At 71.7% G+C, this 25,959-nt stretch carries 27 protein-coding genes and 1 tRNA gene; 19 read left to right on the plus strand and 9 right to left on the minus strand.

The annotated features are described in order from the left end of the window. The first annotated feature begins 112 nt into the window (after nt 1-112). The 3 genes from B2363_RS06550 to B2363_RS06560 all read left to right on the plus strand — a co-directional run bounded on the left by B2363_RS06550 (nt 113) and on the right by B2363_RS06560 (nt 2,201). The gene (locus B2363_RS06550) at nt 113-1,267 is read left to right on the plus strand and encodes a hypothetical protein (protein ID WP_286929273.1); all 1,155 of its coding nucleotides are present in this window, start codon (nt 113-115) and stop codon (nt 1,265-1,267) included. A gap of 113 nt (nt 1,268-1,380) precedes the next feature. Further along, nucleotides 1,381-1,833 (plus strand): fluoride efflux transporter FluC, encoded by a 453-nt coding sequence (locus B2363_RS06555; RefSeq protein ID WP_286929274.1) that lies wholly within the window; start codon nt 1,381-1,383, stop codon nt 1,831-1,833. Further along, nucleotides 1,830-2,201, plus strand: coding sequence for a fluoride efflux transporter FluC (locus B2363_RS06560; protein WP_286929275.1), 372 nt, complete (start codon nt 1,830-1,832; stop codon nt 2,199-2,201). The genes B2363_RS06555 and B2363_RS06560 overlap by 4 nt, the downstream gene beginning before the upstream one ends. Nucleotides 2,202-2,281: 80 nt before the next feature. On the opposite strand, the gene B2363_RS06565 is transcribed toward B2363_RS06560, so the two are convergent. The 4 genes from B2363_RS06565 to B2363_RS06580 form a co-directional block, all read right to left on the minus strand. Then, nucleotides 2,282-3,322 (minus strand): LLM class F420-dependent oxidoreductase, encoded by a 1,041-nt coding sequence (locus tag B2363_RS06565; RefSeq protein WP_286929277.1) that lies wholly within the window; start codon nt 3,320-3,322, stop codon nt 2,282-2,284. Between the two features lie 130 nt (nt 3,323-3,452). Continuing rightward, nucleotides 3,453-4,427, minus strand: coding sequence for a DUF4349 domain-containing protein (locus B2363_RS06570; protein ID WP_286929278.1), 975 nt, complete (start codon nt 4,425-4,427; stop codon nt 3,453-3,455). After that, on the minus strand, nt 4,427-5,002 hold the full coding sequence (locus tag B2363_RS06575) for an RNA polymerase sigma factor (RefSeq protein WP_286929280.1): 576 nt from the start codon (nt 5,000-5,002) through the stop codon (nt 4,427-4,429). The genes B2363_RS06570 and B2363_RS06575 overlap by 1 nt, the downstream gene beginning before the upstream one ends. A 52-nt stretch (nt 5,003-5,054) precedes the next feature. Continuing rightward, on the minus strand, nt 5,055-6,569 hold the full coding sequence (locus B2363_RS06580) for a dolichyl-phosphate-mannose--protein mannosyltransferase (protein WP_286929281.1): 1,515 nt from the start codon (nt 6,567-6,569) through the stop codon (nt 5,055-5,057). Between the two features lie 113 nt (nt 6,570-6,682). On the opposite strand from B2363_RS06580, the gene rsmI reads away from it, so the two are divergent. After that, a complete protein-coding gene (gene rsmI / locus B2363_RS06585) occupies nt 6,683-7,525 on the plus strand; it encodes a 16S rRNA (cytidine(1402)-2'-O)-methyltransferase (RefSeq protein ID WP_286929283.1) in 843 nt (280 codons plus the stop codon). Continuing rightward, nucleotides 7,522-8,550: a glucose-6-phosphate dehydrogenase (coenzyme-F420) gene (fgd, locus tag B2363_RS06590; protein ID WP_286929284.1), complete on the plus strand. Its 1,029-nt coding sequence runs from the start codon at nt 7,522-7,524 to the stop codon at nt 8,548-8,550. Before rsmI ends, fgd begins: the two co-directional genes overlap by 4 nt. Before the next feature lie 6 nt (nt 8,551-8,556). Here the strand turns inward: fgd and B2363_RS06595 are convergent, their stop codons facing one another. Further along, on the minus strand, nt 8,557-10,536 hold the full coding sequence (locus tag B2363_RS06595; RefSeq protein WP_286929285.1) for a YhgE/Pip domain-containing protein: 1,980 nt from the start codon (nt 10,534-10,536) through the stop codon (nt 8,557-8,559). Beyond that, nucleotides 10,533-11,150, minus strand: coding sequence for a hypothetical protein (locus B2363_RS06600; RefSeq protein ID WP_286929286.1), 618 nt, complete (start codon nt 11,148-11,150; stop codon nt 10,533-10,535). Before B2363_RS06600 ends, B2363_RS06595 begins: the two co-directional genes overlap by 4 nt. Nucleotides 11,151-11,295: 145 nt before the next feature. Between B2363_RS06600 and metG the strand changes: the two genes are divergently transcribed. From metG to B2363_RS06635, 7 genes are all read left to right on the plus strand, one after another. Then, nucleotides 11,296-12,876 carry a methionine--tRNA ligase gene (gene metG / locus B2363_RS06605; protein ID WP_286929287.1) on the plus strand — a complete coding sequence of 527 codons (1,581 nt, stop codon included), beginning with the start codon at nt 11,296-11,298 and terminating at the stop codon, nt 12,874-12,876. Between the two features lie 4 nt (nt 12,877-12,880). Further along, nucleotides 12,881-13,738 (plus strand): TatD family hydrolase, encoded by an 858-nt coding sequence (locus tag B2363_RS06610; RefSeq protein WP_286929288.1) that lies wholly within the window; start codon nt 12,881-12,883, stop codon nt 13,736-13,738. Nucleotides 13,739-13,865: 127 nt separating this feature from the next. After that, the gene (locus tag B2363_RS06615) at nt 13,866-14,918 is read left to right on the plus strand and encodes a resuscitation-promoting factor (protein WP_286929289.1); all 1,053 of its coding nucleotides are present in this window, start codon (nt 13,866-13,868) and stop codon (nt 14,916-14,918) included. Further along, on the plus strand, nt 14,885-15,781 hold the full coding sequence (gene rsmA, locus B2363_RS06620; protein WP_286929764.1) for a 16S rRNA (adenine(1518)-N(6)/adenine(1519)-N(6))-dimethyltransferase RsmA: 897 nt from the start codon (nt 14,885-14,887) through the stop codon (nt 15,779-15,781). The genes B2363_RS06615 and rsmA overlap by 34 nt, the downstream gene beginning before the upstream one ends. Nucleotides 15,782-15,884: 103 nt before the next feature. Beyond that, a complete protein-coding gene (locus B2363_RS06625) occupies nt 15,885-16,604 on the plus strand; it encodes a hypothetical protein (RefSeq protein WP_286929291.1) in 720 nt (239 codons plus the stop codon). An 81-nt stretch (nt 16,605-16,685) separates the two neighbouring features. After that, the gene (locus B2363_RS06630) at nt 16,686-17,603 is read left to right on the plus strand and encodes a 4-(cytidine 5'-diphospho)-2-C-methyl-D-erythritol kinase (protein ID WP_313600944.1); all 918 of its coding nucleotides are present in this window, start codon (nt 16,686-16,688) and stop codon (nt 17,601-17,603) included. Further along, nucleotides 17,603-19,375, plus strand: coding sequence for an ABC-F family ATP-binding cassette domain-containing protein (locus B2363_RS06635; RefSeq protein ID WP_286929293.1), 1,773 nt, complete (start codon nt 17,603-17,605; stop codon nt 19,373-19,375). The genes B2363_RS06630 and B2363_RS06635 overlap by 1 nt, the downstream gene beginning before the upstream one ends. A gap of 8 nt (nt 19,376-19,383) precedes the next feature. On the opposite strand, the gene B2363_RS06640 is transcribed toward B2363_RS06635, so the two are convergent. Beyond that, a complete protein-coding gene (locus B2363_RS06640; RefSeq protein WP_181754703.1) occupies nt 19,384-19,869 on the minus strand; it encodes a MarR family winged helix-turn-helix transcriptional regulator in 486 nt (161 codons plus the stop codon). A gap of 105 nt (nt 19,870-19,974) precedes the next feature. On the opposite strand from B2363_RS06640, the gene B2363_RS06645 reads away from it, so the two are divergent. Continuing rightward, nucleotides 19,975-20,053 (plus strand) — tRNA-Gln (locus B2363_RS06645). A 5-nt stretch (nt 20,054-20,058) separates the two neighbouring features. Here the strand turns inward: B2363_RS06645 and B2363_RS06650 are convergent. Next, nucleotides 20,059-20,538, minus strand: coding sequence for an SRPBCC domain-containing protein (locus B2363_RS06650; RefSeq protein WP_286929295.1), 480 nt, complete (start codon nt 20,536-20,538; stop codon nt 20,059-20,061). Nucleotides 20,539-20,556: 18 nt separating this feature from the next. On the opposite strand from B2363_RS06650, the gene B2363_RS06655 reads away from it, so the two are divergent. The 6 genes from B2363_RS06655 to pth all read left to right on the plus strand — a co-directional run bounded on the left by B2363_RS06655 (nt 20,557) and on the right by pth (nt 25,113). Continuing rightward, nucleotides 20,557-20,880: an ArsR/SmtB family transcription factor gene (locus tag B2363_RS06655; protein ID WP_286929297.1), complete on the plus strand. Its 324-nt coding sequence runs from the start codon at nt 20,557-20,559 to the stop codon at nt 20,878-20,880. A 56-nt stretch (nt 20,881-20,936) separates the two neighbouring features. Further along, the gene (glmU, locus tag B2363_RS06660; protein ID WP_286929298.1) at nt 20,937-22,388 is read left to right on the plus strand and encodes a bifunctional UDP-N-acetylglucosamine diphosphorylase/glucosamine-1-phosphate N-acetyltransferase GlmU; all 1,452 of its coding nucleotides are present in this window, start codon (nt 20,937-20,939) and stop codon (nt 22,386-22,388) included. A 22-nt stretch (nt 22,389-22,410) separates the two neighbouring features. Then, complete coding sequence (locus tag B2363_RS06665) at nt 22,411-23,349, plus strand: ribose-phosphate diphosphokinase (protein ID WP_181756193.1); 939 nt, start codon at nt 22,411-22,413, stop codon at nt 23,347-23,349. A 7-nt stretch (nt 23,350-23,356) separates the two neighbouring features. Next, complete coding sequence (locus B2363_RS06670) at nt 23,357-23,725, plus strand: hypothetical protein (RefSeq protein ID WP_286929299.1); 369 nt, start codon at nt 23,357-23,359, stop codon at nt 23,723-23,725. Between the two features lie 171 nt (nt 23,726-23,896). Beyond that, nucleotides 23,897-24,547, plus strand: a complete 651-nt coding sequence (locus B2363_RS06675; protein ID WP_181754723.1) for a 50S ribosomal protein L25/general stress protein Ctc — start codon at nt 23,897-23,899, stop codon at nt 24,545-24,547. Then, complete coding sequence (gene pth, locus B2363_RS06680; protein WP_181754725.1) at nt 24,547-25,113, plus strand: aminoacyl-tRNA hydrolase; 567 nt, start codon at nt 24,547-24,549, stop codon at nt 25,111-25,113. Before B2363_RS06675 ends, pth begins: the two co-directional genes overlap by 1 nt. A gap of 10 nt (nt 25,114-25,123) precedes the next feature. Here the strand turns inward: pth and B2363_RS06685 are convergent, their stop codons facing one another. Beyond that, nucleotides 25,124-25,876 (minus strand): hypothetical protein, encoded by a 753-nt coding sequence (locus B2363_RS06685; RefSeq protein WP_286929300.1) that lies wholly within the window; start codon nt 25,874-25,876, stop codon nt 25,124-25,126. Nucleotides 25,877-25,959: the final 83 nt, after the last annotated feature.

Raw genomic sequence — 25,959 nt, forward strand, 5'->3', positions numbered from 1 at the left:
TCGTCTGTCCGGGGGGTGCGAGCCGTGGCCGTTGCTACATCGAGTGGTTCTTTGGCACCACCTTGGGACGAAAGTCCTCCCAGCAGTCACATGCGCCCCTAGGCTCACGCGCATGATCCCCCCGAAGAACCAGTCCCGAGTCCTGTCCGGACTCCTCACCGGCGCCCTCGCGGCCGGTGCTCTCGCGTTCGCCGCGCCCGCCGCGACGGCAGCCCCCGAGCCGGAGACGCCCGGCGCCAAGATCGCCCTGCTCAACGACCCGAGCTTCGTCGACACGACCGACCTCGAGAACGTGAGCACGGACCCGGGCCACGAGGCCGCCAACATGATCGTGGGCCTGCGCGCCGACGGCCACACGGTGACGCCGTTCACCGGCACGACCGCCGAGGCCGTCACCACGGCACTCGAGGGCCAGGACACGCTCGTGGTGCCCGAGCTCGAGCGCGGCGAGTGGGTGCCCGCCTTGGAGCCGGCCGCGAAGTCCGCCATCGTCTCGTGGGTCAACGCCGGTGGCACCATCGTCGTCGCCCTGGACCACCTGGGAACCCTCAACGGACTGTTCGGGTACGAGGTCGCGGCCACCAGTGACGACCAGTGGCTCAACGTGGCACCCACCGGGAGCCCGTTCCACGGTGGCCCGGCGACGCTGCCGAGCAACAACGGCTCGATGTCCTACCAGATCTCCACGCTGCCTGCGGGCGCCGTGAGCCAGTACGCCGACGCCGACAACGACAATGCCGGCGTGTATTCGACACGTGAGGGCAAGGGCACCACGGTGTCGCTGGCCTGGGACTGGTTCTACGCGAGCCCCGCGCAGGCCGAGGGCCAGGACGGCGGCTGGCGCACCGTCCTGGACACCGCGGTGCGCACGGGCATCAAGGCCCCGGTGGTCGTCCCCGAGCCTGACCCCGACCCCGTCCCCGTCCCCGTCCCGGCCGCGCCGAGCAACGCGTTCACGCTGCCCAAGGCCTCGGCCTACTCCCGTGCCGCCGCGGTGAAGCTGAAGATCCAGCTGCCCGGCGCCGGCCGGTTGACCGTCGGCCCGTCCCGGAAGGGCGCGCTGAAGACCGTCTCGAAGCGGGTCGGCACCTCCGGCAAGGCCGCGGTGTGGGTCAAGCCGTCACGCGCGACGATCAACAGGCTCAAGAAGGAGCTGAAGAAGAAGGGCGCCGCCTCGACGAAGATCCGTGTCAAGGCCACGTACACGCCGACGGGCGGCAAGCCCCGCACCGTCACGAAGGTCTACGTCTTCAGGATGAAGCGGTAGTCCCTTCGACTCACGCGCGGTGGATCGTGGCTCCGGCCACGGTCCACCGCGCTGTCGTTCCCGGGAGCGTAGGCTCGGCGCGCACCCGTGCCGTCACCACCGAGAGGACTCCCGTGCGCGCTGACGACGCCACCGCGCGGCCGCTGTTCCTGCAGCCCGCCGTGCTCGCCCTCGTCCTGGCCGGCGGCGCGATCGGCACGGCCGCGCGTGCCCTGCTCACCGACGCCCTCCCCGTGGCCCACGGGGACTGGCCGTGGGCGACCTTCGGGGTGAACGTGGCCGGCTCGTTCCTGCTCGGGCTGCTCGTGGCGCTGCTCGCGGTGCGTGGTGGTCGTTCGGGCTCGTGGCGGTTCGTTCGGCCCGCGTTGGGCGCCGGGGTGCTCGGCGGCTTCACGACCTACAGCACGTTCGCGGTCGAGGTGGACCGGCTGCTGGGCGGCGGCTCGGTGGGGCTGGGGCTTGCGTACGCCTCGGTGAGCGTCGTCGCGGGAGTCCTCGCGGCGGCGCTCGGAGTGCTTGCGGGCGGCGGCGTCCCGGCGCAGCGGTCCGGGGAGGCCGGCCGATGATCGCGCTGGTCGCCCTCGCCGGAGGGCTCGGCGCCGCGCTCCGCTTCATCGTCGACGGCGTGGTCGCCCGGTGGGTCCGCGGATCGGTCCCGCTGGGCACGTTCGCCGTGAACGTCACCGGGTCCTTCGTGCTCGGTCTCGTGGTGGCATCGACGACGGCCGGCTCCGACGTGCGCGCCGTCGTCGGCACGGGCCTGCTCGGCGGCTACACCACCTTCTCGGCCGCCAGCGTCGAGTCCGTGCTGCTGGCCCGCGCCGGCGGGACCCGCGCGCTCACCGCGGCCGCGCTCCACGCCGCCGCGATGCTTGCCCTCAGCCTCGTCGCCGCGGCGCTGGGGCTATGGGCGGGTGACAGTTTCCCCGGTTAAGCGGGGAAACTGTCACTTCACGAGGTTCGCAACCCTCGTGAAGTGACAGGAAACCCACTTAACCGGGGAAACCGACAGCCTCAGAGGACCAGCTCGGCCATCATCCGCAGGGTGTCGGCGTCGCCGCCGACCATGAGGGTCGTGACGACGGACTCCTTCCAGGCGGCGAGATCGTCGCGGATCTTCTCCTTCGGGCCGATCAGGGCGATCTTCTCGACGAGGTCGAGCGGGACCGCCGCGGTGGCCTCGTCCTTGCGGCCCTCGAGGTAGAGGTCCTGGATCTTCGCGCAGACCTCCTCGTAGCCCAGGCGCGCGACGGCGTCGAAGTGGAAGTTCGCGCCCTTCGCGCCCATGCCGCCCACGTAGAGGGCGATGAACGGGCGGATCCAGTCGGCCGCGGCCTCGAGGTCGTCCGAGACGATCACCTGCACGGGGCAGGCGATCTCGAACTGGTCGCGGGGGAGGCGCTCGGGCGCGCGCCGGGCGAAGCCCTCCTCGAGCGCGGTGTGCGCGAAGTCGGCGTCCCAGGGCGAGTAGAAGAACGGCAGCCAGCCGTCGGCGATCTCGGCCGACAGGGCGATGTTCTTCGGGCCCTCGGCGGCGAGCAGCAGTGGGATCTGGTCGCGGACCGGGTGCAGGGTCGAGCGCAGCGCCTTGCCCAGGCCCGTCGACTTCATCCCGTACTTGTCGACGTAGGGGATCTGGATCTGTGCGCCGTCGTGCTCGACCCGCTCGCGGGCGATGGTCTGGCGCAGCACCTCGAAGTACTCACGGGTGCGGGCGAGCGGGCGCGGGTACGGCTGGCCGTACCAGCCCTCGACGACCTGCGGGCCGGAGACGCCCAGGCCCAGCAGCACGCGGCCGCCCGAGAGGTGGTCGAGGGTCATCGCGGCCATGGCGGTGGCGGTGGGCGTGCGGGCCGACATCTGGACGATGCCGGTGCCCAGCTTGATGCGCGAGGTGGAGGCGCCGAGCCACGCGAGCGGGGTCAGCGCGTCCGAGCCGTAGGCCTCCGCGGTCCACACCGAGTCGTAGCCGAGCTCCTCGGCCAGCGCCAGCTGTTCGGCCTGGCCCGGCGGCTGTCCCTTGCCCCAGTAGCCGAGGCTGAGTCCGAGCTTCATGTGCACCTCCGTGGTCCGGGCGGCCCTCGCCCGCGTCGAGGCTCACGCTGCCACATCGAGGGGCGACCCGTCCCGGGGCCCGGTCAGACGAACGATGAGGCGTTCGGGTACCGGCGTGGGGCGGAGTGCATCAGCGTTCGTCGCGCCGTGCCCGCCACCGTCGGAACGCCAGCGCGACGGCGGCCACGAGCCCCAGCGGGAGCAGCCACGGCACGGCCACGCCCACGGCGGTGACGAGCGCGTCGACGGTGTCGACCAGCGCGTTCCAGCCGCGGGTGAGCCCGCCGACGAAGCCGTCGCCGGGATCGACCGACCGTGCGGCGTCCCGCGCCACGACCGACACGTCGATCGTGGCCAGCGAGGTCTCGTCGCGCAGGGCCCGGCGCTGCGCCTGCAGCGACTCCAGCTCGCCCTGGCGCTGGGTCAGCTGCGCCTCCGCGTCCAGGAGGTCGCGCGTGGAGGAGGAGTTCGCGATGATCGCCCGCAGGCGCCGGATGGAGGTCTCCAACGACTCGATCCGCGCGTCGACGTCGGCGATGACCGTGGCCTGGTCGGAGCGCTCGATGAAGACCCCGGAGAGGTCGCCGAGCTCGTCGAGCTCGCGGCGCAGCGGCTCCACGTCGCGGGCCGGGACCCGCACCACGAGGCTCGCGCTGGATCGCTCGAGGCTCTCGGAGTCGATCCGACCGCCCGTGCCGCCGACGAAGTCACGGATCGAGGCGACCGCGTCGTCGACCGCGTCGACCTCGACCGACATCGACCCGCGGGTGACGACCGTGGTTTCGAACGGCGCCTCCGCGTCGTCGGCCTCGGCACTGTCCTGGACCCCTCCGGCGTCCTCACGGGCGGCCGGTGCCTCGAGGTCGCTCACCTCACTGGTGCCCGAGTCCGAGCCGCCGGTGGTCCCCACGAGACCACCGCTCAGCCCGATCCCCACGCCGCCCACGACGAACACGGCAGCCGCGGCCGCGCCGGCCAGAACGCCGCGCACCCGCCGGCGCTGGCGTCGCGACTGCGCCTCGTGCTCGGTGACGGCGTCCATGACGCCCGCCCTCATCCGCTCGATCCGCTCCGGCTCCAGCACCGGCAGTTCCGTCCCGGTCATCACGCACGCTCCTCACGCAGGTCGCCGCGCAGGCGGGTCCGCAGCCGCGACACGCGGTTGCGGACGGCGCCGTGGGTCACGCCCAGCTCGGCGGCCGCCTGCTCGTAGGTCAGGTCGCCGTCGACGCACAGCTCGAAGAGCCGGCGGTCGACGGCCGAGAGGCGGGACACGGCCGCCTCGATGGCCGCCGCGACGGCGGCCTCCTCCACGCGGCCGGCCGGGTCGGCGGCCGCGTCGGCCGGCTCGTGCTCCAGCGTCACGGCGCGCAGCCGCGCCCGCTTGCGGCCGGCGTTGAGCGCCGTGTAGCGGGCCGTGACCATGAGCCACGGCAGGATCGAGCGGTCGACGATCGTGATGTCGTCGACCCGCCGCCACGCCGTGACGAAGGTGTCCTGGCAGACGTCCTCTGCCTCGTCGGCGTCGCCGACCACGCGGTGCGCCTGCCAGTAGACGGCACCGACGTGCCGGTCGAACAGTGCGCCGAACGCCCACGTGTCGCCGCGCTGGGCGCGGGCCAGCAGCGCGGCGTCGCTCACCGGCGCGTCGGTCGACGCGGGCTCGGCCGGTCCGGCCATCGTCTCGATCCTTGCCTCCACGACCTCACATGTCGCGGATGCGGTGATCGTCTCAGATCCAGCGGTCCCACCACATGCGTTCGCGCCACTGGTCGTACGTGATGATCCGGTTGGCCAGGATCGGGTAGAAGTACCAGAACGCGACGACGACGACTCCGAGGTAGGCCCCCACGGCCGGCCACCACAGCCGGTCGGGGACGCGGCGCCGGATGGCGTTGAGCACGAGGCACAGCGCGATGATCATGAACGGCACGATCGCGACGGCGTAGAAGGTGAAGATGGGGCGGCCCGACGTGATCCACCACGGGGCCCACGTGGCGAGCACGCCCACGAGCGGCAGGCTCCAGCGCCACGTGGGATTGCGGATCCAGGCCACCAGCGCGGTGACGAGGCCGAGCGTGCCGACCCACCACAGCGCGGGGTTGCCCAGCGTCAGCACCTGGCGGACGCACTTGGAGTCGGCCGCCGCTCCACAGACGTCGGCGGCGATGTCGAAGTTCGACGAGACGTTCGTGGGCCGCCACTGGATGAGCCAGCCGAAGGCGTTCGACTGGTAGGGGTGGGTCTTGGTGGCGAGGTAGTCGCCGGTGTGGAAGTCCAGGGTCATCACGTGGAACGCCCACAGCGAGCGGAACGCGTCGATCACGCCGCCCAGCGGGCCACGCGTGGGATCGGAGACGCTGCCCCACACGGGCTCCTCGCCGTACCCGTGGCCGAACCGGGCCTCGAAGACGTCGTGGTGCAGCAGCCAGCCCGTCCAGGTCAGCAGGTAGACGACGAGGGCCACGCCGACGAGCCAGCCGAACGCAGGCAGCCCGACGCGCAGGACGCGGGTGGCGGCCTCCTGCCAGGTGGTGACCCGGCCGCGGGCCCAGACCTCCCAGATCACGACGGTGACGCCGAACGCCGCCAGGACGGTCAGGCCGCTCCACTTGGTGGCCACGGCCATGCCGAAGCAGGCGCCGGCGGCCAGCTGCCACGGCCGCCACGCGTAGTAGCGCCGGTCGACGGCCAGCCGCTCGCCGAGCCAGTCGCGGTCGACCGCGAGGCAGGCGACGGCGCACAGGATCCAGAACGCCAGGAAGATGTCCAGCAGCGCGATCCTCGACATCGTGAAGTGCAGCCCGTCGAGCGCCAGCAGCAGCCCCGCGATGCACCCGAGCGCGAGCGAGCCCGTGAGGCGCAGCACGAGCCGGGCCAGCACGAGCACCATGAGCGAGCCGACGACGACCGCCGCGAACCGCCAGCCCAGGGGCGTCAGGCCGTAGATCTTCTCGCCGATCGCGATCAGCCACTTGCCGCCGTCGGGGTGGACGATCCACGTCGGGTCCTGCGTGAAGACGTCGGTCTCGCCGTTGATGATGCGGCCGTTGGCGTCGTCCGTGGCGTCCCGTGCGTAGCCGCCGTGGATCAGCCCCCAGGCGTCCTTGGCGTAGTAGGTCTCGTCGAAGGTGAGCGAGTTGGGGCTGCCCACCTTCCAGATCCGCAGCGCGAACGCCACGAGGGCGATGGCGATCGGTCCGATCCATTCCCACGCGCGCAGGCTGATCCTGTCCAGCAGAGTCACTCGCACACCCTAGCCAGACGCGGCGCTCCGTGGGAGAGGCTGGCGAACTCCGAGTTACATTCTTCGTCCGCCGCCGGACCTGCGGCGCAGGGCCGCCGTGGCAGTATCGAGGGGTGCTGATCCTCGCCGCGACGCCCATCGGAACCGTGGCGGACGCGTCCGGGCGACTCGCCGTCGCGCTGGCCGAGGCCGACGTGGTGGCCGCGGAGGACACGCGGCGCTTCCGCCGGCTCGCCTCCGACCTGGGGGTCGAGGTGCCCGGGAAGGTGGTCTCGTACTTCGAGGGGAACGAGCAGCAGCGCACCGTCGAGCTCCTCGAGCACCTGCGTGACGGCGCCACGGTGGTGCTGGTCACCGACGCCGGGATGCCCAGCGTCTCCGACCCCGGCTACCGGATCGTGGCCGCCGCGGTGGCCGAGGACCTGCCGGTCACGGCGATTCCCGGTCCGTCGGCCGTCCTCACCGCCCTGGCGGTGTCGGGGCTGCCGGTCGACCGGTTCTGCTTCGAGGGATTCCCGCCGCGCAAGCCGGGAGAGCGGGCCCGCGTCCTGGGCGCCCTCGCCGCCGACGAGCGCACGATGGTGTTCTTCGAGTCCCCGCACCGCACGGCCCCCACGCTCGAGGCGATGGCCGAGGCCTTCGGTTCCGACCGCCGTGCCGCCGTGTGCCGCGAGCTGACCAAGACCCACGAGGAGGTCAGGCGCGGCCCGCTGTCGGAGCTGGCCGCCTGGGCCGCCGACGGCGAGCGCGTGCGCGGCGAGATCACGATCGTGGTCTCCGGTGCCGAGCCGCAGGCGCCGGCCGACCTCGCCGAGACCGACCTCGCCGCGATGGTGGCCGAGGTCCGCGCCGAGGGTCTCAGCACGAAGGATGCGATCGCCGACGTCGCGCGGCGCACCGGAATCTCCCGCAAGGTGGTCTATGCCGCCGCCCACGCCCCGAAGGAGTCGTCATGAACGAACGCCAGCCGCTGAAGCTGGGATACAAGGCCTCGGCCGAGCAGTTCGGTCCGCGCGACCTGGTGGAGTTCGCCGTCTCCGCCGAGGCGCACGGGATGGAGTCGGTCTGGACGAGCGACCACTTCCAGCCATGGCGCCACGTCGGCGGGCACGCCCCGTTCTCGCTCGCGTGGATGACCGCGGTGGGGGAGCGGACCGAGTCGGTCGTCATCGGCACCTCGGTGATGACGCCGACCTTCCGCTACAACCCCGCCGTGATCGCGCAGGCGTTCGCGACGATGGGCTGCCTGTACCCGGGTCGGATCGTCCTGGGCGTCGGCACCGGCGAGGCCCTCAACGAGATCGCCACCGGATTCCGCGGCGCGGGCGAGCAGGACTGGCCCGAGTTCAAGGAGCGCTTCGCCCGCCTGCGCGAGTCGGTGCGGCTCATGCGCGAGCTCTGGTCGAACGAGCGCGTGTCGTTCGAGGGCGAGTACTACTCGACCCACGACGCCTCGATCTACGACCGGCCCGACGAGCCCATCCCCGTGTACATCGCGGCGGGCGGGCCCATGGTGGCCCGCTACGCCGGCCGCGTCGGTGACGGCTCGATCTGCACGTCCGGCAAGGGCGCTGAGCTCTACACCGAGAAGCTGCTGCCGGCGTTCCGCGAGGGCGCCGAGAAGGCCGACCGCGACCCCGACGCCGCCGACCGGATGATCGAGATCAAGCTCTCGTACGACACCGATCCCGAGCTGGCGCTGGAGAACACGCGGTTCTGGTCGCCGCTGTCGCTCACGCCAGAGCAGAAGCACTCGATCACCGACCCGGTCGAGATGGAGAAGGCCGCCGACGCGCTGCCCATCGAGCAGATCGCGAAGCGCTGGATCGTGGGCTCGGATCCCGACGAGGTCGCCGCGATGATCGGCCAGTACGTCGACTGGGGCTTCAACCACCTCGTGTTCCACGCCCCCGGCCACGACCAGGAGCGCTTCCTCGAGCTGTTCGAGCGCGACCTCGCCCCGCGCCTGCGCGACCGCTGAGCCGGGTCAGAGCGCGATCTCGGGCTTGATCTGCGAGACGCGCCAGATCCGGCGGCGGTAGGCGGCGCCCGCGGAGATGGCGACGCCTCCGACGACGTAGGCGGCCAGCACCGCGATGTCGCGCGGCAGCGAGTCGAGGTTCGCGCCGTACATCAGGTGCCGGATCCCGTCGATCGCGTAGGTCATCGGCAGGACGTGGTGGATCGACTGCAGCGTGGGTGGCAGGGTCTGCCACGGGAACGTGCCGCCCGCACTGGCCAGCTGGAGCACCAGCAGCACGAGCCCGAGCAGCTGTCCCACGGGACCGAGCCAGGCGTTCAGGGCGTGCACGATCGCCACGAAGGCCGCTCCCACGAGCAGCAGGAAGAACGCCACCTGCGTCGCGCGCAGGACGTCGATGCCGACGACCGACATCACCACCGCGAGCATGATCAGCACCTGTGCCGCGGCGAGTGCGGCAGGCGTGAGCCAGCCACCCAGCGCCGTGCGCCACGGCGACTGCCGCGCCGCGATCGCGCGGTTCGACAGCGGGCGCACCAGCAGGAACATGACGTAGCCGCCCACCCACGCGCCGATCGCGAGGAAGAACGGCGCCAGTCCGGCACCGTAGCTGTCGGCGGAGGCCTGGGCGACGTCCTCGGTCCGGATGGGCGAGGCGATCGTGCGCGCCGTCTCGTCGCGGCGTTGCTCGGAGAGGTCGGGGATCGACCGCACGCCGTCGGCGAGCCCGTCGGCCAGCTCGCGGGAGCCGTCGCGGGCGCTCTCGAGCCCGGAGGCGAGGGTGCCCGCGCCGTCGGCCAGCTGGGCGGCGCCGTCCTGGGCGTCGGTCTGTCCCGCGAGGAGCTCGGCGTTGCCGTCGCGCGCAGTCTGCAGGCCGTCACGCAGCGTCCCGGCGCCGTCGGAGAGCCGGGTGGCTCCCGCGCGGAGCTCGCCCGCACCCGAGGCCACGCGGTCCGCCCCGTCGGCCAGCTCGTCGATCTGGCCGGTGGTGGTCTGCACCCGCTCGTCCAGGTCGTCCAAGGGCTGGCGCAGGTCATCGAGCGAGGCGAGGATCGCCTCCTGCTCGGCCGGGTCCAGGCCGGAGGCGGCCAGCCGCTCGGCGATGTCGGCACGTGCCGTGTCGAGATCGCCGTTGGCCTGCGCGGACGCCTCGGCGATGCGGTCGGCGACTGTGGCCAATTCGGCGTTGCCGTCGGCGACGCGCCGCGCGCCCGAGGCGAGCTCGCCGGCGCCGTCGGACAGCGTGTCGGCCCCAGAGGCCAGCGTGCCGGCTCCGGTCGCGGCGTCGTCCAGGCCGGCGCCGAGGGCGCGCTGGCCCTCCACCAACCTGGCCTCGCCCGCGGACAGCTCGGTGGCGCCCGCGCTGAGCCGCTGGGCGCCGTCGAGTGCGTCGACGAGGCCGTCGGCGAGCGTCTCGGCGCCCTCGCCGGCCTCCTTCAGCTGGTCGTGCAGCGTCGAGAAGCCGAGCAGGAAGGAGGAGGCGGCCCGCTCGCTGACGTTCTCGGCGATGGAGGAGCTGACCTTCGTCAGCACCTGCTCGGCGATGGTCGAGGAGAGGTAGTTGTTCGCCTCGTTGGTCGTGAGGATCAGCGTGCCCTGCGCCGGGTCGAAGTCCGCCGTCGACGCGAGGGCGGTGGAGAAGCCGCGGGGGATCGTGAGGGCGAACAGGTAGGTGCCGTCCTCGACCCCGGCCGCGGCCTCGTCGGACCCGACCTGCTGCCAGTCGAACGAGCCGTCCTCGACGAGGTCGCGGGCCACGTCCCGCCCGGCGTGCACGGTGCCGCTCTGGGCGCTGTCGGCGGGCACGTCCTCGACGACGAGCGCCGCCTGCACGGAGGCGAGCTTGCCGTAGGGGTCGTGGTTGGCCCACAGGTAGAGGGAGGCGTACATGGTCGGGATCAGCACGATCGCCAGCACGGCCAGCCGCGGCATCCGTCCGGCGGTGAGGCGGCGCAGCTCGCTCAGGGCGAGCCTCAGTGCGGTCACCGGGCACCTCCGAGGGTCGCGTGCGAGGTCCTGACGTTCCGCAGCGAGTTGGTGGTCAGCTGCAGGCACACCGCAAGGCCTCGGTCGGCCAGCTCATGGGCCACGCCGAGCGCGGCGTGGGGATCGGCGCCGTACCGGTCGGGGCAGCACAGCACGAGCGCCGTGACACCGGGCCGCCGGGCCGCGATGTCGGCCAGCAGCGCGAGCCGCACGTCGGGTGGGACGTCCTCCACGCGGGTGCGCCGCCACTCCTGCGCGTCGCGCTCCTCGAGCCAGTCGCGGACGTCGCGTCGACCCGCGGGCCTTCGCGCCATCGCCAGCTCCTCGCCCATCGTGGTGGCCAGCGAGACGACGTCGTCGGGCTCGGAGACGTCGGGAACGTCCACCAGCGCCACCTCGTCGCGCAACCGCTGCCCGTCGGCCTCACCGTCGATGAGCACCCGTCCCGAGGACGGGACCAGCCGGCCGCCGAGCAGCAGGCTGAACGCGGTGTGACCGGTGCCGGGCGGGCCGTCGACGACGGTCACCCCTCCGGACTCGATGGTGGCCGAGGTCGGCTCCAGCACCGCAGAGTGCGGGCCGTCCACCGACGTGGCGATCGCTTCGATTCTCATGATTCTCGCTCCCGGGGCCGGGGAGGTGGCCCGACCTTCCAGTCTCCAGCGTCACCCGCGGTTGCCCCAGAGGCGAGGCGGGTGATTCTCGTTACGCGCGCCGGGCGGTCCGGACCCTGTCGGCGCGATCACTAGACTCGGACTCGTGCCCGAACCCACCTTCTACGCCACGACGCCGATCTACTACGTCAACGACGCTCCCCACATCGGTCACGGCTACACGACCACGATCGGCGACGTCATCACGCGGTGGCACCGCCAGCGCGGCGAGCGGGTCCACTACCTGACCGGCGTCGACGAGCACGGCCAGAAGGTGCTGCGCAAGGCCGACGCCAACGGCGTCTCGCCGCAGGAGTGGGTGGACCGCCTCGTGGAGAACGAGTGGCTGCCGATGCTGCGCACGATCGACGCGGCCAACGACGACTTCATCCGCACCACCGAGCCGCGCCACGAGAAGGGCGCCCAGGCGTTCTGGCAGGACCTCAATGACCGCGGCGAGGTCTACCGGGGCGAGTTCTCCGGCTGGTACAGCGTCGGCTCCGAGGAGTTCGTGGCCGACGAGTACGTCGCCGACGGCGAGGGGGAGGACGAGGGCTTCAAGGTCTCCACCCTCGACGGCAGCCGGCTCGAGCACGTCACCGAGGAGAACTACTTCTTCCCGCTGAGCAAGTACGCCGAGCGGCTGCTCGCGCTCTACGAGGAGCGCCCCGACTTCGTCCAGCCCGAGTCCGCCCGCAACGAGGTCATCGCGTTCGTGCGCGGCGGCCTCAAGGACCTGTCGATCTCGCGCTCCACGTTCGACTGGGGCATCCCGCTGCCGTGGGACGACTCGCACGTCATGTACGTGTGGATCGAGGCGTTGCTCAACTACGTCACGGCCGCCGGGTACGGCGTCGACGACGAGCGCTTCGAGGACCTGTGGCCCGCGAACGTGCACTTCGTCGGCAAGGACATCGTCCGCTTCCACGCGGTGATCTGGCCCGCGCTGCTGATGGCCGCCGGACTGCCCGTGCCGCACCGCGTCTTCGCGCACGGCTGGCTGCTGGTCGGCGGCCAGAAGATGAGCAAAAGCAAGGCCAACGGCATCCACCCCACCGAGATCGTCGGCACGTTCGGCTCGGACGCCTACCGCTACTACTTCACGCGCGCCCTCACGTTCGGCAGCGACGGCTCGATCTCGTGGGAGGACATCGGCGCGCGCTACCACGCCGAGCTCGCCAACGGCTTCGGCAACCTCGCCTCGCGCGTGGCCGCGATGATCGGCAAGTACTTCGACGGCGAGCTGCCGCCGGCGGGCCCGCTGAGCGACGCCGAGCAGCACATCGTCGACACGGTCGCGGCCGCGGTGACCGAGGCCGACGAGGCGATGGAGCGCATCGCGCCGCAGGACGCGCTCGCCGCGATCTGGCGCATCGTCGACGCGCTGAACCTCTACATCACCGAGTCCGAGCCGTGGGCCGTCGCGAAGGACGAGTCCCAGCGCGAGCGCCTCGGCACGATCCTCAACACCGCCGCCGAGGGCCTGCGGGTCCTGGCCGTCACGCTGCACCCGGTGATGCCGAAGGCGACCGCCTCGCTGTGGGAGTCGCTCGGTGCCGAGCCCGGCCTGGGCGCGCTGGCCGACCAGCGCATCGACGAGGCCGCGCAGTGGGGCCGCCTCCGGCCCGGGGCCACCATCACGAAGGTGCCGTCGCTGTTCCCGCGCATCGACCTCGCCGAGGCCTGAGCCGGTGACGCTCACCGAGGGCTGGCCGGCCGCGCCCGAGGCGCTGCCGCGCCCGGTCGTGGACAACCACTGCCACCTCGACACCCGCATCCGCGGGGGCGCGCTCATCCCCGTCGACGAAGCGCTCGACCGTGCCGCCGCGGTCGGGGTCACCCGCACCGTGCAGGTCGGCTGCGACCTGGCCGGCTCGCGCTGGGCGGTCGAGGTCGCCCGCACGCAGCCGAGCGTGGTGGCGGCGGTCGCGATGCACCCCAACGACGCGGCCCGCAGCGACACCCTCGAGGCCGACCTCGCCGAGATCGACCGGCTCGCCGCCGACCCCGTGGTGCGCGCCGTGGGGGAGACGGGTCTGGACTACTTCCGCACCGGTCCCGAGCTGCGTCCGCTCCAGCACCACAGCTTCCGCCAGCACATCCGCATCGCGAAGCGCCACGACCGCTCGCTGGTGATCCACGACCGTGACGCCCACGACGACGTGCTCGCGATCCTCGACGGCGAGGGCGTCCCGGAGCGCGTGATCATGCACTGCTTCAGCGGCGACGCCGAGTTCGCGCAGCGGTGCGTCGACCGGGGCGCGTACCTCTCGTTCGCCGGCACCGTCACGTTCAAGAACGCCGAGAACCTGCGTGAGGCACTGCGCATCGCGCCCCGCGACCGCATCCTCGTGGAGACCGACGCGCCCTTCCTCACGCCCATGCCGCACCGGGGCGAGCCGAACGCCTCCTTCCTCATCCCGCACACCGTGCGCTTCATGGCCGAGGTGCTCCAGACCGACGTGGCCGAGCTGTGCGAGGCCATCGACGAGAACACCGATCGGGCGTTCGGCGGACACTGGCCGGAGCGAGTCGCTACAGTCACATGAGTCACAGGATTTGAAATTGCCGCCACCAACACGCATGGTGGAAAGGTTGTATCTCCAACCCCTGAGGTAGTTTGTGCCCCGTTTGTTGCCTGAAGTCACCCCCCGGAACACCGTCACGATGGCCCTGGTGGCCGTCGGTCTGGCCGTAGCCGTCGGCGGCGTCGTCCACGCCTCGACCTACGACGACCTCGTCCGCTTCGACGTCGACGGCGTCGTCACCGAGGTCCGCACCGAGAGCGAGACCGTCAGCGAGCTCCTCGCAGAGAAGAACGTCACGCTCGACCCCGCCGACCAGGTCAGCCCCGCGCCGGCCACCGACCTCGACGACGGCGACGTCGTGAAGGTCCGCCGCGCGAAGGCCGTCACCCTCGTGGTCGACGGCAAGATCAGTCAGCGCACCGTGAACGACGTCGACGTCGCCGGCGCGCTGGAGACCCTCAACGTCCAGCCGAAGGAGGGCGCCTCGTTCTCGATGGCTCCCGACGAGCGGCTCGGCCTCGAGGGCAACAGCGTCGTCGTGAGCAACCCCAAGCCCGTCATCCTCAAGGTGGACGGCAAGAGGCAGAAGCTCGTCACCGCCGCCCCCACGGTCCAGTCGCTGCTCCAGCAGCGCGGCGTGAAGGTCGGCGAGATGGACGAGGTCAAGCCCGGACTCGGGTCGTACCTCAAGCCGCGCCAGTCGCTGCGCGTCGTGCGGATCGAGAAGGTCACCCGCACCGAGAAGATCGAGGTCGACCACGAGGTCGAGTTCACCGACGACTCCTCGCTGTACGAGGGCGACACCGAGGTCCTCAAGGAGGGCCGCGACGGTCTCGTCCGCGCGAAGGTCGAGCTGATCCTCGCCGACGGCGAGGTACGCAAGCGCCGCGTCATCTCGCGCAGCACGGTCCGCCCGCCGATCGCCGAGGTGCAGAAGCGCGGCACGAAGAACCCCGACACCGTCGACGGCGGCGTCTGGGACCGCATCGCGAAGTGCGAGTCGGGTGGCAACTGGAGCATCAACACCGGCAACGGCTACTACGGCGGGCTGCAGTTCTCGGCCGCCACGTGGCACAGCGTCGGCGGCCCCGGGCTCCCGCACCAGCACAGCAAGGCCACCCAGATCAAGTACGCCAAGATCCTGCAGGCGCGCTCCGGGTGGGGCCAGTGGTCCTGCGCGGCGAAGGTCGGCGTCAACTGAGCGAGTCCGGAGCCGACCGCTCCGTCCGCCTCCTCGGCGCCGCCGACATCCGTCGGCTGGCGGCCGAGGCCGGCGTGCGCCCCACGAAGCAGAAGGGGCAGAACTTCGTCATCGACGGCAACACGGTGCGCCGCATCGTCGACGTCTCCGGTGTCGGCCCCGACGACGTCGTGGTCGAGATCGGGCCCGGTCTCGGCTCGCTGACGCTGGCCCTGCTCGATCGCTCCAGCCACGTCACGGCCGTCGAGATCGACGACGTGCTGGCGGGTCTGCTGCCGGCCACGGTGGAGGAGTTCGCGCCCGGTACGGCCGACCGCTTCGACCTCGTGGTCGCCGACGCGATGCACGTCCGCGAGCTGCCGGGCCCGCCGCCCACGGCTCTCGTGGCGAACCTGCCGTACAACGTGTCGGTGCCGGTGCTGCTGCACTTCCTCGAGACGTTCCCGTCGCTGCGCACCGTACTCGTGATGGTGCAGGCCGAGGTCGCGCACCGGCTGGCCGCCGGGCCCGGCTCCAGGACGTACGGCATCCCCAGCGTGAAGGCCGCCTGGTACGCCGACGTACGCCTGGCCGGCAACATCGGCCGCAACGTGTTCTGGCCGGCGCCCAACGTGGACTCCGCGCTCGTCGCCCTCACCCGGCGCGAACCCCCGGCGGGCGACCGCAAGACGGTATTCGGCGTCGTCGACGCCGCGTTCGCTCAGCGCCGCAAGACACTCCGCGCCGCGCTGTCGGGCTACGCCGGTGGCGGCGACGTCGCCGAGCGCGCCCTCCTGGCGGCGGGCATCGACCCGCGCACCCGCGGCGAGCAGCTCACCGTCGAGCAGTTCGCTGCCGTCGCCGACGCCCTGCCCCCGCGCTGAGCCGACTTTCCGTCGCCGCTGTCGCGATCGCGCGGTTTCGGCTCCGGCTGGGACACGATCGGCTTGAATGAGACCTCACACCGCCTGAGATCGAGGTTGCCGCGTGGCCAGACTCCTGCCGCTGATTTGGATCACCTTGGTCCTCGCCCTGGGCGTCTTTATGCCCGTGACGGCCGATCTCTCGGAGTTCGGAGCGCCGTCGTTCGACTGCGGTCCCGTCTGGAGCGCCGGAACGGCAGCCGACGATCTCTCCCCGGTCGTCGACGAGATCTGCGAGCGCAATGTCCGCAGCCGTCCGTGGATCGTGCTCGGCGCGATGGCGCTCGGGCTGCTGGTCGGCTTCGTCGTCCGACGTGCGACCTCGTCCAGGCCGAGCGTGCCGCCCAGGTCGGATGTCTCGCAGAAGTCGTCCGAGGTGACCCTCGTCGTCCTCGCGTTCGCAGCGCCGCTGTTGAGCCTCGGGATCCTCCTTCCCTTCGTCCTGTACTGGGCGACGCGACGGAACCCACGGCTCGCGGTGCCGGTCGCCCGAGCATTCGACTGCCAGCTCGCCGGCCTGGTCGTGGGTGTCGTGACGGCCGGCCTGGTGCTCTCGTCCACTCCGTCATCCGCGCCGGGAGCGGTGGTCCTGGTTCCCGTCCTCCTCGGGTCGGTCACTGCCATGCTCGTGATCGCGTGGCGAACCATCCGGCGCAGTCTGACCGGCGAGGCATGGACGTCGTCGTGGCGCCCGCTGCTCGTGCCGCCAGCGGTCACGGACTCGAAGTCGACCTCGGCGGGCCGCGCAGTAAAGCCGCGATCGGTACGCCAGCAGCGAGGCTGAAGGCTCACCGCCCGGGCGCGTCCGACCGGCGTGATCACGGCGCGAGGCGTACCCGCAGGCACGCCCGTTAGGTTGGTGCCCGTGGTGACGAGGGTGACCGTGCGCGTGCCGGCCAAGATCAATCTGTGCTTGGGCGTCGGACGCGTGCGCCCTGACGGGTTCCACCCGCTGGCCACCGTCTACCAGGCCGTGGACCTCCACGACGAGCTGCGCATCACCGCGCGCGAGGACGGCGAGCTGAGCGTCGCCGTGCACACCGAGTTCGACCTGCCCGAGGGCATGAGCGTGCCGGAGGGCCCCGACAACATCGCCGTCCGCGCGGCGCAGTTGCTGCGCGAGCGGCTCGGCGACCCGAACCTCGGCGCGGACATCGCGATCCGCAAGGTGATCCCGGTGGCCGGTGGCATGGCCGGCGGGTCCGCCGACGCGGCCGCGGCCCTCGTGGGCTGCAACGAGCTCTGGGGCGGTGGGCTGGGCCGGGCCGACCTCGAGCCGCTGGCCGCCGAGCTGGGCAGCGACGTCCCGTTCCTGCTGCACGGCGGCAACGCGATCGGCGGTGGTCGCGGCGAGACCGTCAGCCCCGTCCTGGCTCGCGGCGGCTACCACTGGGTGTTCGCCACGTCGTCCGAAGGACTCTCGACCGCTGCGGTCTACGCCGAGTTCGACCGGCTCAACCCGGACGCGCCCGAGGTGCCCGAGGTGCCCGACGAGCTGATCAACGCGCTGCGCGCCGGTGATGCCCACGCGCTCGGGCGGGCGCTGTCCAACGACCTCACCGATGCCTCGCTCTCGCTGCGTCCCGAGCTGGCCGACACCCTCGAGGTCGGCCTCGAGGCCGGCGCACTCGGTGCCGTGATCTCGGGCTCCGGTCCCACCACGGCCTTCCTGGCCGCCTCCGAGGAGCACGCGCTCGACCTCGCGATGGCGCTCGCCAGCACGGGGTCGGCCGCCGACGTCATCCAGTCCCGCGGACCCGTGTCCGGGGCGCGGCTCGTCTGATGCCGCCCCTCGTCGTCGGCGAGCGCATCGCGCAGTCCTTCCCGTCCGGCACCGTCCTGTCCGACGTCACGATCGGCGTCGGCGACGGCGACCGGATCGGCGTCGTCGGCCGCAACGGCGACGGCAAGTCCACCCTCCTGCGCATCCTGGCCAAGCGGCTCGAGCCCGACTCCGGCCGCGTCACGTGGCGCCGCGACCTGCGCGTGGGCGTCGTCGAGCAGGACGACGTCCTCGACCCGAGCCTCACCGCGATCGGCTCCGTCGTGGGCGACCGGCCCGAGCACGAGTGGGCGTCCGACCCGGCGGTCCGCGATGTGCTCGCGGGGCTGATGGGCGACGTCGACCACCACGCCGAGGTCGGCACCCTCAGCGGTGGGCAGCGGCGCCGCGTCGCGCTGGCGCGCACGCTGGTGCGGCGCTGGGACCTGCTGATCCTCGATGAGCCCACCAACCACCTCGACCTCGAGGGCGTCACGTGGCTCGCCGACCACGTGCGGCGGCGCACCGAGGCGCTCCTCGTGGTCACCCACGACCGCTGGTTCCTCGACGAGGTATGCACGCTGACGTGGGAGGTCCACGACGCGCGCGTGGACGCCTACGAGGGCGGCTACGCGGCCTACGTGCTGCAGCGCGTCGAGCGCGACCGGCAGGCCGCCGCCAGCGAGGAGCGGCGCCAGAACCTCATGCGCAAGGAGCTGGCCTGGCTGCGACGCGGCGCGCCCGCCCGGACGTCGAAGCCCAAGTTCCGCATCGACGCGGCGAACGAGCTGATCGAGCGCGAGCCGCCCGTGCGCGACTCGGTGTCCCTGGCCAAGCTCGCCACGGCGCGGCTGGGCAAGGACGTCGTCGACATCCTCGACGTCTCGGTCTCCTACGACGACCGACCCGTCCTGCGCGACGTGGAGTGGCGGATCGGTCCGGGCGACCGCGTCGGCATCCTGGGCCCGAACGGCGCGGGCAAGAGCACCCTGCTCGGCCTCGTGACGGGCGAGGTGACGGCCACGTCCGGCCGGGTCAAGCGTGGCAAGACCGTGAAGATCGCGGCCCTCACGCAGCACCTCGCCGATCTCGACGCCGTGGCGGACGACCGGGTCAGCGAGGTCGTCGGCCGCAGGCGCACGTCCTACGAGACCGAGGGCAAGGAGATGACCCCGGGCCAGCTGCTGGAGCGCCTCGGCTTCACCTCCGCCCAGCTCTCCACGCCGGTGCGCGACCTGTCGGGCGGCCAGAAGCGACGCCTGCAGCTCATGCTGATCCTGCTCGACGAGCCGAACGTGCTGATCCTCGACGAGCCGACGAACGACATGGACACCGACATGCTCGCGGCCATCGAGGACCTCCTCGACACGTGGCCCGGCACCTTGCTGGTGGTGTCGCACGACCGCTACCTGCTCGAGCGCGTCACCGATCACCAGTTCGCCGTCCTCGACTCGCACCTGCGCCACCTGCCGGGCGGGGTGGACGAGTACCTCCGGCTCCGGGCGGCCCAGCCCGTCGCCGCTTCCGGCGCCCCCGCGAAGCCGGCGGCGCCCGCGTCCTCGTCGCAGCGCGGTGGCCAGAACGAGCGCCAGCTGAAGAAGGACGTCGCCCGGATGGAGCGCCAGATCGAGCGGCTCACCGAGCGGATCGCGGACCTCGACCGCGCGATGGTCGACGCCTCGACCCAGCCCTCGCGGCTCATGGAGCTCGATGCCGAGCGCCGCCCGCTGGCCGAGGAGCTCGAGGCCACCGAGGAGGCGTGGCTCGAGGCCTCGGCCGAGCTCGAGTCCTGACCCGCGGGTCAGCCGTTGAAGTGAGCCGTGAGGGTGCGCAGCGCGTCGGCGACGTGGTCGCGCTCGGACTCCGGGAGGTCCGCCAGGATCGTGGTCTCCAGGGCCAGCAGCGTGTCGAGCGCGCCGTCGACGCGACGGCGGCCCTCCGGCGTCAGCCGCACCAGCACGCCGCGCCGGTCGGAGGGCGCGGGGCGTCGCTGCACCAGGCCGCGCTGGACGAGCCGGTCGACGCGGTTGGTCATGGTGCCGCTCGTGACCATCGTGGCGGCGACGAGGTGGCCGGGGGAGAGCTCGTAGGGTTCGCCCGAGCGACGGAGGGCCGAGAGGACGTCCCACTCCCACACGTCGAGCTCGTGCGTCGTGAAGGCCTGCTTGCGGAGCCGCTCGAGGTGCTTGGCCAGCCGCATGAGCCGGCTGAAGACCTCCAGCGGGGAGACCTCGACGTCCGGGCGCTCGCGGCGCCACGCCGCGACGATCTCGTCGACCTCGTCCATGTCGCCACGGTAGACCATCAAGAATCTTGACGTAGAGATAGTTCCCCGGAGCGCTTCACGGGGGCGTCGGCGGACCGCGCGGCTCCGGTAGCCTGAGGCCACCGATCCCCGGTTGGTCTGCCGGCAGGGCCCGCCTGACTTTGAATCAGGACTAGCGACGTAGGTTCGACTCCTACCCGGGGAGCCGTCTCAGCGGTAGAAGCCCTCACGCAGGTTGATCCCGTGCTCGACCCACACCTTGAGGGCGGCGAGCATCCCCGTCCAGCCCTCGCAGTTGCCGAACGCGTTCGTGGCGCCCTCGGGGGTCACCGTCCACGACTGCTCGGAGATGGTGACCAGGGTGCGGCCCTCGTCGCCCTCGACGGGCTCGAGCTCGAACGTCGTCCGCGTCGTGCCGCTGTCGCTCGTCGTCGCGTTGCCCTCCCACTCGATCACGAGGCGGCGGGGCGGGTCGGCCTCGACGACGGTCACCGGGAAGCGGCCGGGGTAGTCGTGGAAGTCCCAGGTCACCTCGGCGCCGGGCTCGAGGCGGCCGCGCGCCCCGCCCGTCGTGAAGTACCGGGAGAGCTGGTCGGGATCGACGATGGCCTCGTACACCTCGACGCAGGGTCGGGCGATGCGGCCGGAAACGGTGAACGACAGGGTGTCGAGACGCGTGGAAGGGCTCATGTGTTGTAAATTTACAACATGAATGCCGCCACGAAAAGGAGTGACGACGACCTGGTCTTCAAGGCCCTCGCCAATCCCGTCCGCCGGCGGATGCTCGACGCGCTCCGCGAGGAGCCCCTGACGACGGGTGCGCTCTGCGCGGCATTCGACGACCTCGACCGCACCACGGTCCTGCAGCACCTGCGCGTGCTGGAGCGTGCCGAGCTGGTCACGGGTCGGAAGATCGGTCGCGAGCGCCACCTGTCCCTCGCCCCGCTGCCCATCAAGCGCATCCACGACCGCTGGATCAGCGACTACGCCCGCGCCGCGGTCGACCTCCTGGGGCGCCTCGACGACGACTGACCCGCTGGGCTCGCGGGAGGCACCTACACTCGGAAGGTCGTCAACGAAGGAGTGCCGTGAGCGAGCAGGTCACCGCGATCGTCCTGGCCGCAGGGGCCGGGACGCGCATGAAGTCACGCCGGGCGAAGGTGCTGCACGAGATCGCCGGGCGCCCCATGCTGGGCCACGCGCTCGACGCCGTGCGGGCCGCCGGGGTCGACCGGGTCGTCACCGTCGTGGGCCACGACCGCGAGCAGGTCGAGGCCGCCGTGGCCGCGCTCGACCCCTCCGTCACGATCGCCGTCCAGTTCGAGCAGCGCGGCACCGGCGACGCGGTGCGCGTGGCGCTCGACGCCGCGGGCGCCGACGCCGCCACCTACCTCGTCACCTACGCCGACGTGCCGCTGCTCTCGGCCGACACCCTGCGCGCGCTCGTGGGCGAGCACCGCGCCAACGGCCGCGCCGTCACGATCCTCACCTCCGAGCCCGAGGACCCCACCGGCTACGGCCGCATTCTGCGCGACGGGACCGGCGCCGTCGTGGCGATCCGCGAGCACAAGGACGCCACCGACGACGAGCGCGCGACCCGCGAGGTCAACAGCGGCATCCTCGTCGTCGACGGACCGTTCCTCGACCGCGCCGTGCGCGCGCTCAGCACCGACAACGCGCAGGCCGAGCTGTACCTCACGGACATCGTCGGTCAGGCCGTCACCGAGGGGCTGCCCGTCGGCGCGCACGTCCTGGAGGACGTCTGGCAGACCGAGGGCGTCAACGACCGTCGCCAGCTCGTCCGCCTCGGCCGCGAGCTGAACACGCGGATCGTGAACCACTGGCTCGCCGAGGGCGTCACGATCCTCGACCCCGGGACCACGTGGATCGACACCGGTGTGACGATCGGCCGCGACACCACGATCCTGCCCGGCACGCAGCTGCTGGGCGCCACCACGATCGGCGAGGGCGTCACGATCGGACCGGACACCACGGTGCGCAACGTCGAGATCGGCGACGACGCCTCGGTGGTGCGCACGCACGGCTCGGACTCCGTCGTCGGGCCCCGCGCCAGCGTCGGTCCGTTCGCCTACCTGCGCCCGGGCACGGTCATCGACGAGGGCGGCAAGGTGGGCACGTTCGTCGAGGTCAAGAACAGCCACATCGGCGCCGGCGCGAAGGTGCCGCACCTGTCCTACGTCGGCGACGCCGAGGTGGGGGAGGGCAGCAACCTCGGTGCCGGGGCGATCACGGCGAACTATGACGGGGTGAACAAGCACCGGACCACCATCGGTGCCCACGTGAAGACCGGCTGCCACAACGTGTTCGTGGCGCCCGTCGAGCTCGGTGACGGAGCGCACACCGGCGCGGGAACGGTCGTGCGCGACGACGTGGCGCCGGGGGCGCTGGCCGTCCCCGCCGCTGGACAGAGGACAATCGAGGGGTGGGTCGCGAGCCGGCGACCGGGTACGCCTTCCGCGCTTGCCGCGGACCAGACCACGCAGGAGACCAGCGGTGGCCACTCACAAGAGCCTCAGTAAGCGCACGCCCACGAGCAACCTCATGTTGTTCTCGGGCCGCGCGCACCCCACGCTGGCGAAGGAGGTCGCCGAGCTGCTCGAGGTCGACTGCGTTCCGACCACGGCCTACGACTTCGCGAACGGCGAGATCTACGTCCGCTTCGAGGAGTCGGTCCGCGGCTGCGACGCCTTCGTGATCCAGAGCCACGCGGCGCCGATCAACGAGTCGATCATGGAGCAGCTCATCATGATCGACGCGCTCAAGCGCGCGTCGGCCAAGCGCATCACCGTGGTGCTGCCGTTCTACGGCTACGCCCGCCAGGACAAGAAGCACCTGGGCCGCGAGCCGATCAGCGCGCGCCTCATGGCCGACCTCTTCCTGGCCGCCGGCGCCGACCGCCTCATGACGGTCGACCTGCACACGGCGCAGATCCAGGGCTTCTTCGACGGCCCGGTCGACCACCTGCTGGCCATGCCGATCCTGACCCGTCAGGTCCGCAAGCGCTACGGCAAGAAGCCGCTCGCCGTCGTGTCGCCGGACGCCGGTCGCATCAAGGTGGCCGAGCAGTGGGCGCGCCAGTTCGACAACGCGCCGCTGGCCTTCATCCACAAGACCCGCGACGTCTCCAAGGCGAACGTCACCAAGGCCAACCGCGTCGTGGGCGAGGTCGCCGGCCGCACGTGCATCCTGGTCGACGACCTCATCGACACCGGCGGCACGATCTGCCAGGCCGCCGAGGCGCTCATGAACGACGGGGCGGCCGAGGTCGTCATCGCGGCCACCCACGCCGTGTTCTCGGGCGAGGCGATCGACAAGCTCAAGAACTCCGTCGCCACTGAGGTCATCGTCACCAACACGCTGCCGCTCGCCGACGAGCACCGCTTCGACAAGCTCACCGTCCTGTCGATCGCGCCGCTGCTCGCGCAGGCCGTCTCGGCCGTGTTCGAGGACGGTTCGGTCACCAGCCTGTTCTCGGAGTGAGGACGCCGTGACCACGGGACAGGTGCTGCGCGCCGCCGTGCAGCTGGGCCTGCTCTACGCCGCGATCGGCGTCCTCGCCACGCTGCTGCTGGCGCTCGTGGGCGGCGGTCTCGGCGAGTCCCTGCTGCTGCCGCTGGTGGTGCTGGCCGTCGCGCTGTTCGTCGCCGCCGCCTTCATCGTGGTGCTCGCCCGGCTGGCCGCCGGCTGGCTGCAGGGACGCGTCCGCGATCCCGTCGCCGGCGCGATCATGATCGCCTCCGCGGTCGTGCTGCTCAGCGGAGCGCTCACCGTGCAGTCGCTCGGCGTCCTCGCGCTGGCCGTCTCCGCCCTGATGGCGCTGGCCACGCATCTCGTGCTGACCCGCCGCTGGGCCTGATCCCGGGTCCGCAGCCGATTTCGGCTCCCGCTCGAGGGTGCGTTAGACTCGTGGGGTTGCCTCGGCGAGGGTCCACCTGACCGTGATCGACAGGGCGCTCCACAGGAGTGCTGTGTCGAGCGCCGAGACCAAAGACTTCAGACTGAACCCCCTCCCAAGGAGAGAATCCCCGTGGCCGAGATCAAGCTTTCCGCCGAGCAGCGCACCGAGTTCGGCAAGGGTGCCGCCCGCCGCATCCGTCGCGAGAACAAGGTTCCCGCCGTCCTGTACGGACACGGCTCCGACCCCATCCACGTCACGCTGCCCGGCCACGACACCATGCTGGCGCTCAAGACCGCCAACGCGCTGCTCGCGATCGACCTGGGCTCGGACAACCACCTGGCCATCCCGAAGCAGGTCCAGCGCGACCCGCTCAAGGGCTTCATCGAGCACGTCGACCTGCTGATCGTCAAGAAGGGCGAGAAGGTCACCGTCGACGTCGCGATCACCGTCGTCGGCGAGCCCGAGCCGGGCGTGCTGCTCGTCACCGAGAACACCACCGTCTCCCTCGAGGTCGAGGCCACGCACATCCCCACCGACATCGAGGTGCCCGTCGCCGGCCTCGAGGTCGGCGCCCAGGTGCTCGCCTCCGACCTCGCCCTGCCCGAGGGCGCGTCCCTCGCGGTCGAGGAGGACCTGCTGATCCTCAACCTGACCCACGCGCCCACCGCGGCCGAGGTCGACGCCGAGCTCGAGAGCGCCGAGGCCGATGCCGGCATCGAGCACGACCAGCCCGAGACGCCCACCGAGGGCGCGCCCGAGCCGGAGTCCTCCGAGGGCTGATGACCTGGCTGGTCATCGGGCTGGGCAACCCCGGCCCGTCCTATGCCGCCACCCGGCACAACGTCGGGTACCACGTGACCGATGAGCTGGCCGCCCGCATGGGCGGCCGGTTCTCGTCTCTGAAGGCGGCCCGCGCCGACATCGTCTCCGGACTGCTCGCCGGCGAGCGCACGGTCCTGGGCCGGTCGCGTGCCTACATGAACGAGAGCGGCGGCGCCGTCTCGTCACTGATGAAGTACTACGACGTCACGCCCGAGCGCCTCATCGTCATCCACGACGAGCTCGACCTCCCACTCGGCTCGCTGCGCTGCAAGTCCGGCGGCGGCGACAACGGGCACAACGGCCTCAAGTCGATCCGTCAGTCGATCGGCACGGGCGACTTCCTGCGCGTCCGGTTCGGGATCGGCCGCCCGCCGGGACAGCAGCCGGTGCACGACTTCGTCCTGAAGCCGTTCGCCAAGACCGAGCGCACGGAGGCCGACATCGTCACGCAGGAGGCCGCCGACGCGGTCGAGAGCCTGATCTCGGTGGGCCTGGAGAAGACGCAGAGCGCCTTCAACTCCTGAGCGCGATGCGTCAGAGGCGCTTGAGCTGGACGAGCTCGCCCTCGGCGAAGACGCCGACGTAGCGCGTCGCGACACCGCAGGCCGCGAACTCGCGCTCCTGGATCGAGCGCACGCCCTTCGCCGCGAGGCGGCGCAGTGGCGCCAGCTCGGCGTTCGCCTGGGCCATCACGTTCGGGTCGCCGGCGTACAGCTGGGAGAGGCGCGCCGAGTGTTGGAGCACCTGCGACACGTCGACCCGCTCGAGGACGCCCGGCGAGCGCATGAGCCGCTGGGCCTGCGCCAGGGTGGTGCCCCTCACGGAGGGGGAGTACGCCGCGTCGACCTTGAGGGCGCGCACGTCGGGTGACGTCGCGCAGGCGTTCTGGCGCACGACGAGCCGCAGGGATCGGCGGGTGGTGCTGGTGCGGCCCCTGGCCTTCGACTTGACCTTGACGACGAGGCGGTAGGTGCCGGGGCGCAGGCTCACGGCCCGGCGGTTCGCCTGGCGCAGCTTGCCGGAGCGGTAGACGGTGATCCGCTTGGAGACGACCTTGACGCCGGACCCCTTCTTCACCAGCGGGGTGACGCGAACCGACCCCGACCAGCCCACCACGCGCTGGGTGGGGTTGGTGATCTTGACCTTGCCCTTCGGCACCTTCGTCGCGGCGCTGACGGTTCGCGGGGCCGGGGAGCTGGCCTTGGCGGACGTGATCGCACCGGCCACGAGCACGGCGGTCGCGATCGTCGCCACGAGCGATCCCAGCGCCCACGTCTTGGTGTTCACCCCTGAAGTATGGGGCACATGTGACTCGCGTGACCACTGATATGCCAGATACAGGTTGCTACTCGTGGTACCGCAGCGTGCTG

This window comes from Aeromicrobium sp. UBA7512 (assembly GCF_002476985.1).
Taxonomy (GTDB): domain Bacteria; phylum Actinomycetota; class Actinomycetes; order Propionibacteriales; family Nocardioidaceae; genus Aeromicrobium; species Aeromicrobium phoceense.

Excerpts from the sequence above, each read along its gene's own strand:
- B2363_RS06550 (WP_286929273.1), top strand. The coding sequence starts at position 113 with ATGATCCCCCCGAAGAACCAGTCCCGAGTCCTGTCCGGACTCCTCACC.
- B2363_RS06560 (WP_286929275.1), top strand. The coding sequence starts at position 1,830 with ATGATCGCGCTGGTCGCCCTCGCCGGAGGGCTCGGCGCCGCGCTCCGC.
- B2363_RS06565 (WP_286929277.1), bottom strand. The coding sequence starts at position 3,322 with ATGAAGCTCGGACTCAGCCTCGGCTACTGGGGCAAGGGACAGCCGCCG.
- B2363_RS06570 (WP_286929278.1), bottom strand. The coding sequence starts at position 4,427 with ATGACCGGGACGGAACTGCCGGTGCTGGAGCCGGAGCGGATCGAGCGG.
- B2363_RS06575 (WP_286929280.1), bottom strand. The coding sequence starts at position 5,002 with ATGGCCGGACCGGCCGAGCCCGCGTCGACCGACGCGCCGGTGAGCGAC.
- fgd (WP_286929284.1), top strand. The coding sequence starts at position 7,522 with ATGAACGAACGCCAGCCGCTGAAGCTGGGATACAAGGCCTCGGCCGAG.
- B2363_RS06600 (WP_286929286.1), bottom strand. The coding sequence starts at position 11,150 with ATGAGAATCGAAGCGATCGCCACGTCGGTGGACGGCCCGCACTCTGCG.
- B2363_RS06635 (WP_286929293.1), top strand. The coding sequence starts at position 17,603 with ATGCCGCCCCTCGTCGTCGGCGAGCGCATCGCGCAGTCCTTCCCGTCC.
- B2363_RS06640 (WP_181754703.1), bottom strand. The coding sequence starts at position 19,869 with ATGGACGAGGTCGACGAGATCGTCGCGGCGTGGCGCCGCGAGCGCCCG.
- B2363_RS06650 (WP_286929295.1), bottom strand. The coding sequence starts at position 20,538 with ATGAGCCCTTCCACGCGTCTCGACACCCTGTCGTTCACCGTTTCCGGC.
- B2363_RS06655 (WP_286929297.1), top strand. The coding sequence starts at position 20,557 with ATGAATGCCGCCACGAAAAGGAGTGACGACGACCTGGTCTTCAAGGCC.
- B2363_RS06665 (WP_181756193.1), top strand. The coding sequence starts at position 22,411 with ATGTTGTTCTCGGGCCGCGCGCACCCCACGCTGGCGAAGGAGGTCGCC.
- pth (WP_181754725.1), top strand. The coding sequence starts at position 24,547 with ATGACCTGGCTGGTCATCGGGCTGGGCAACCCCGGCCCGTCCTATGCC.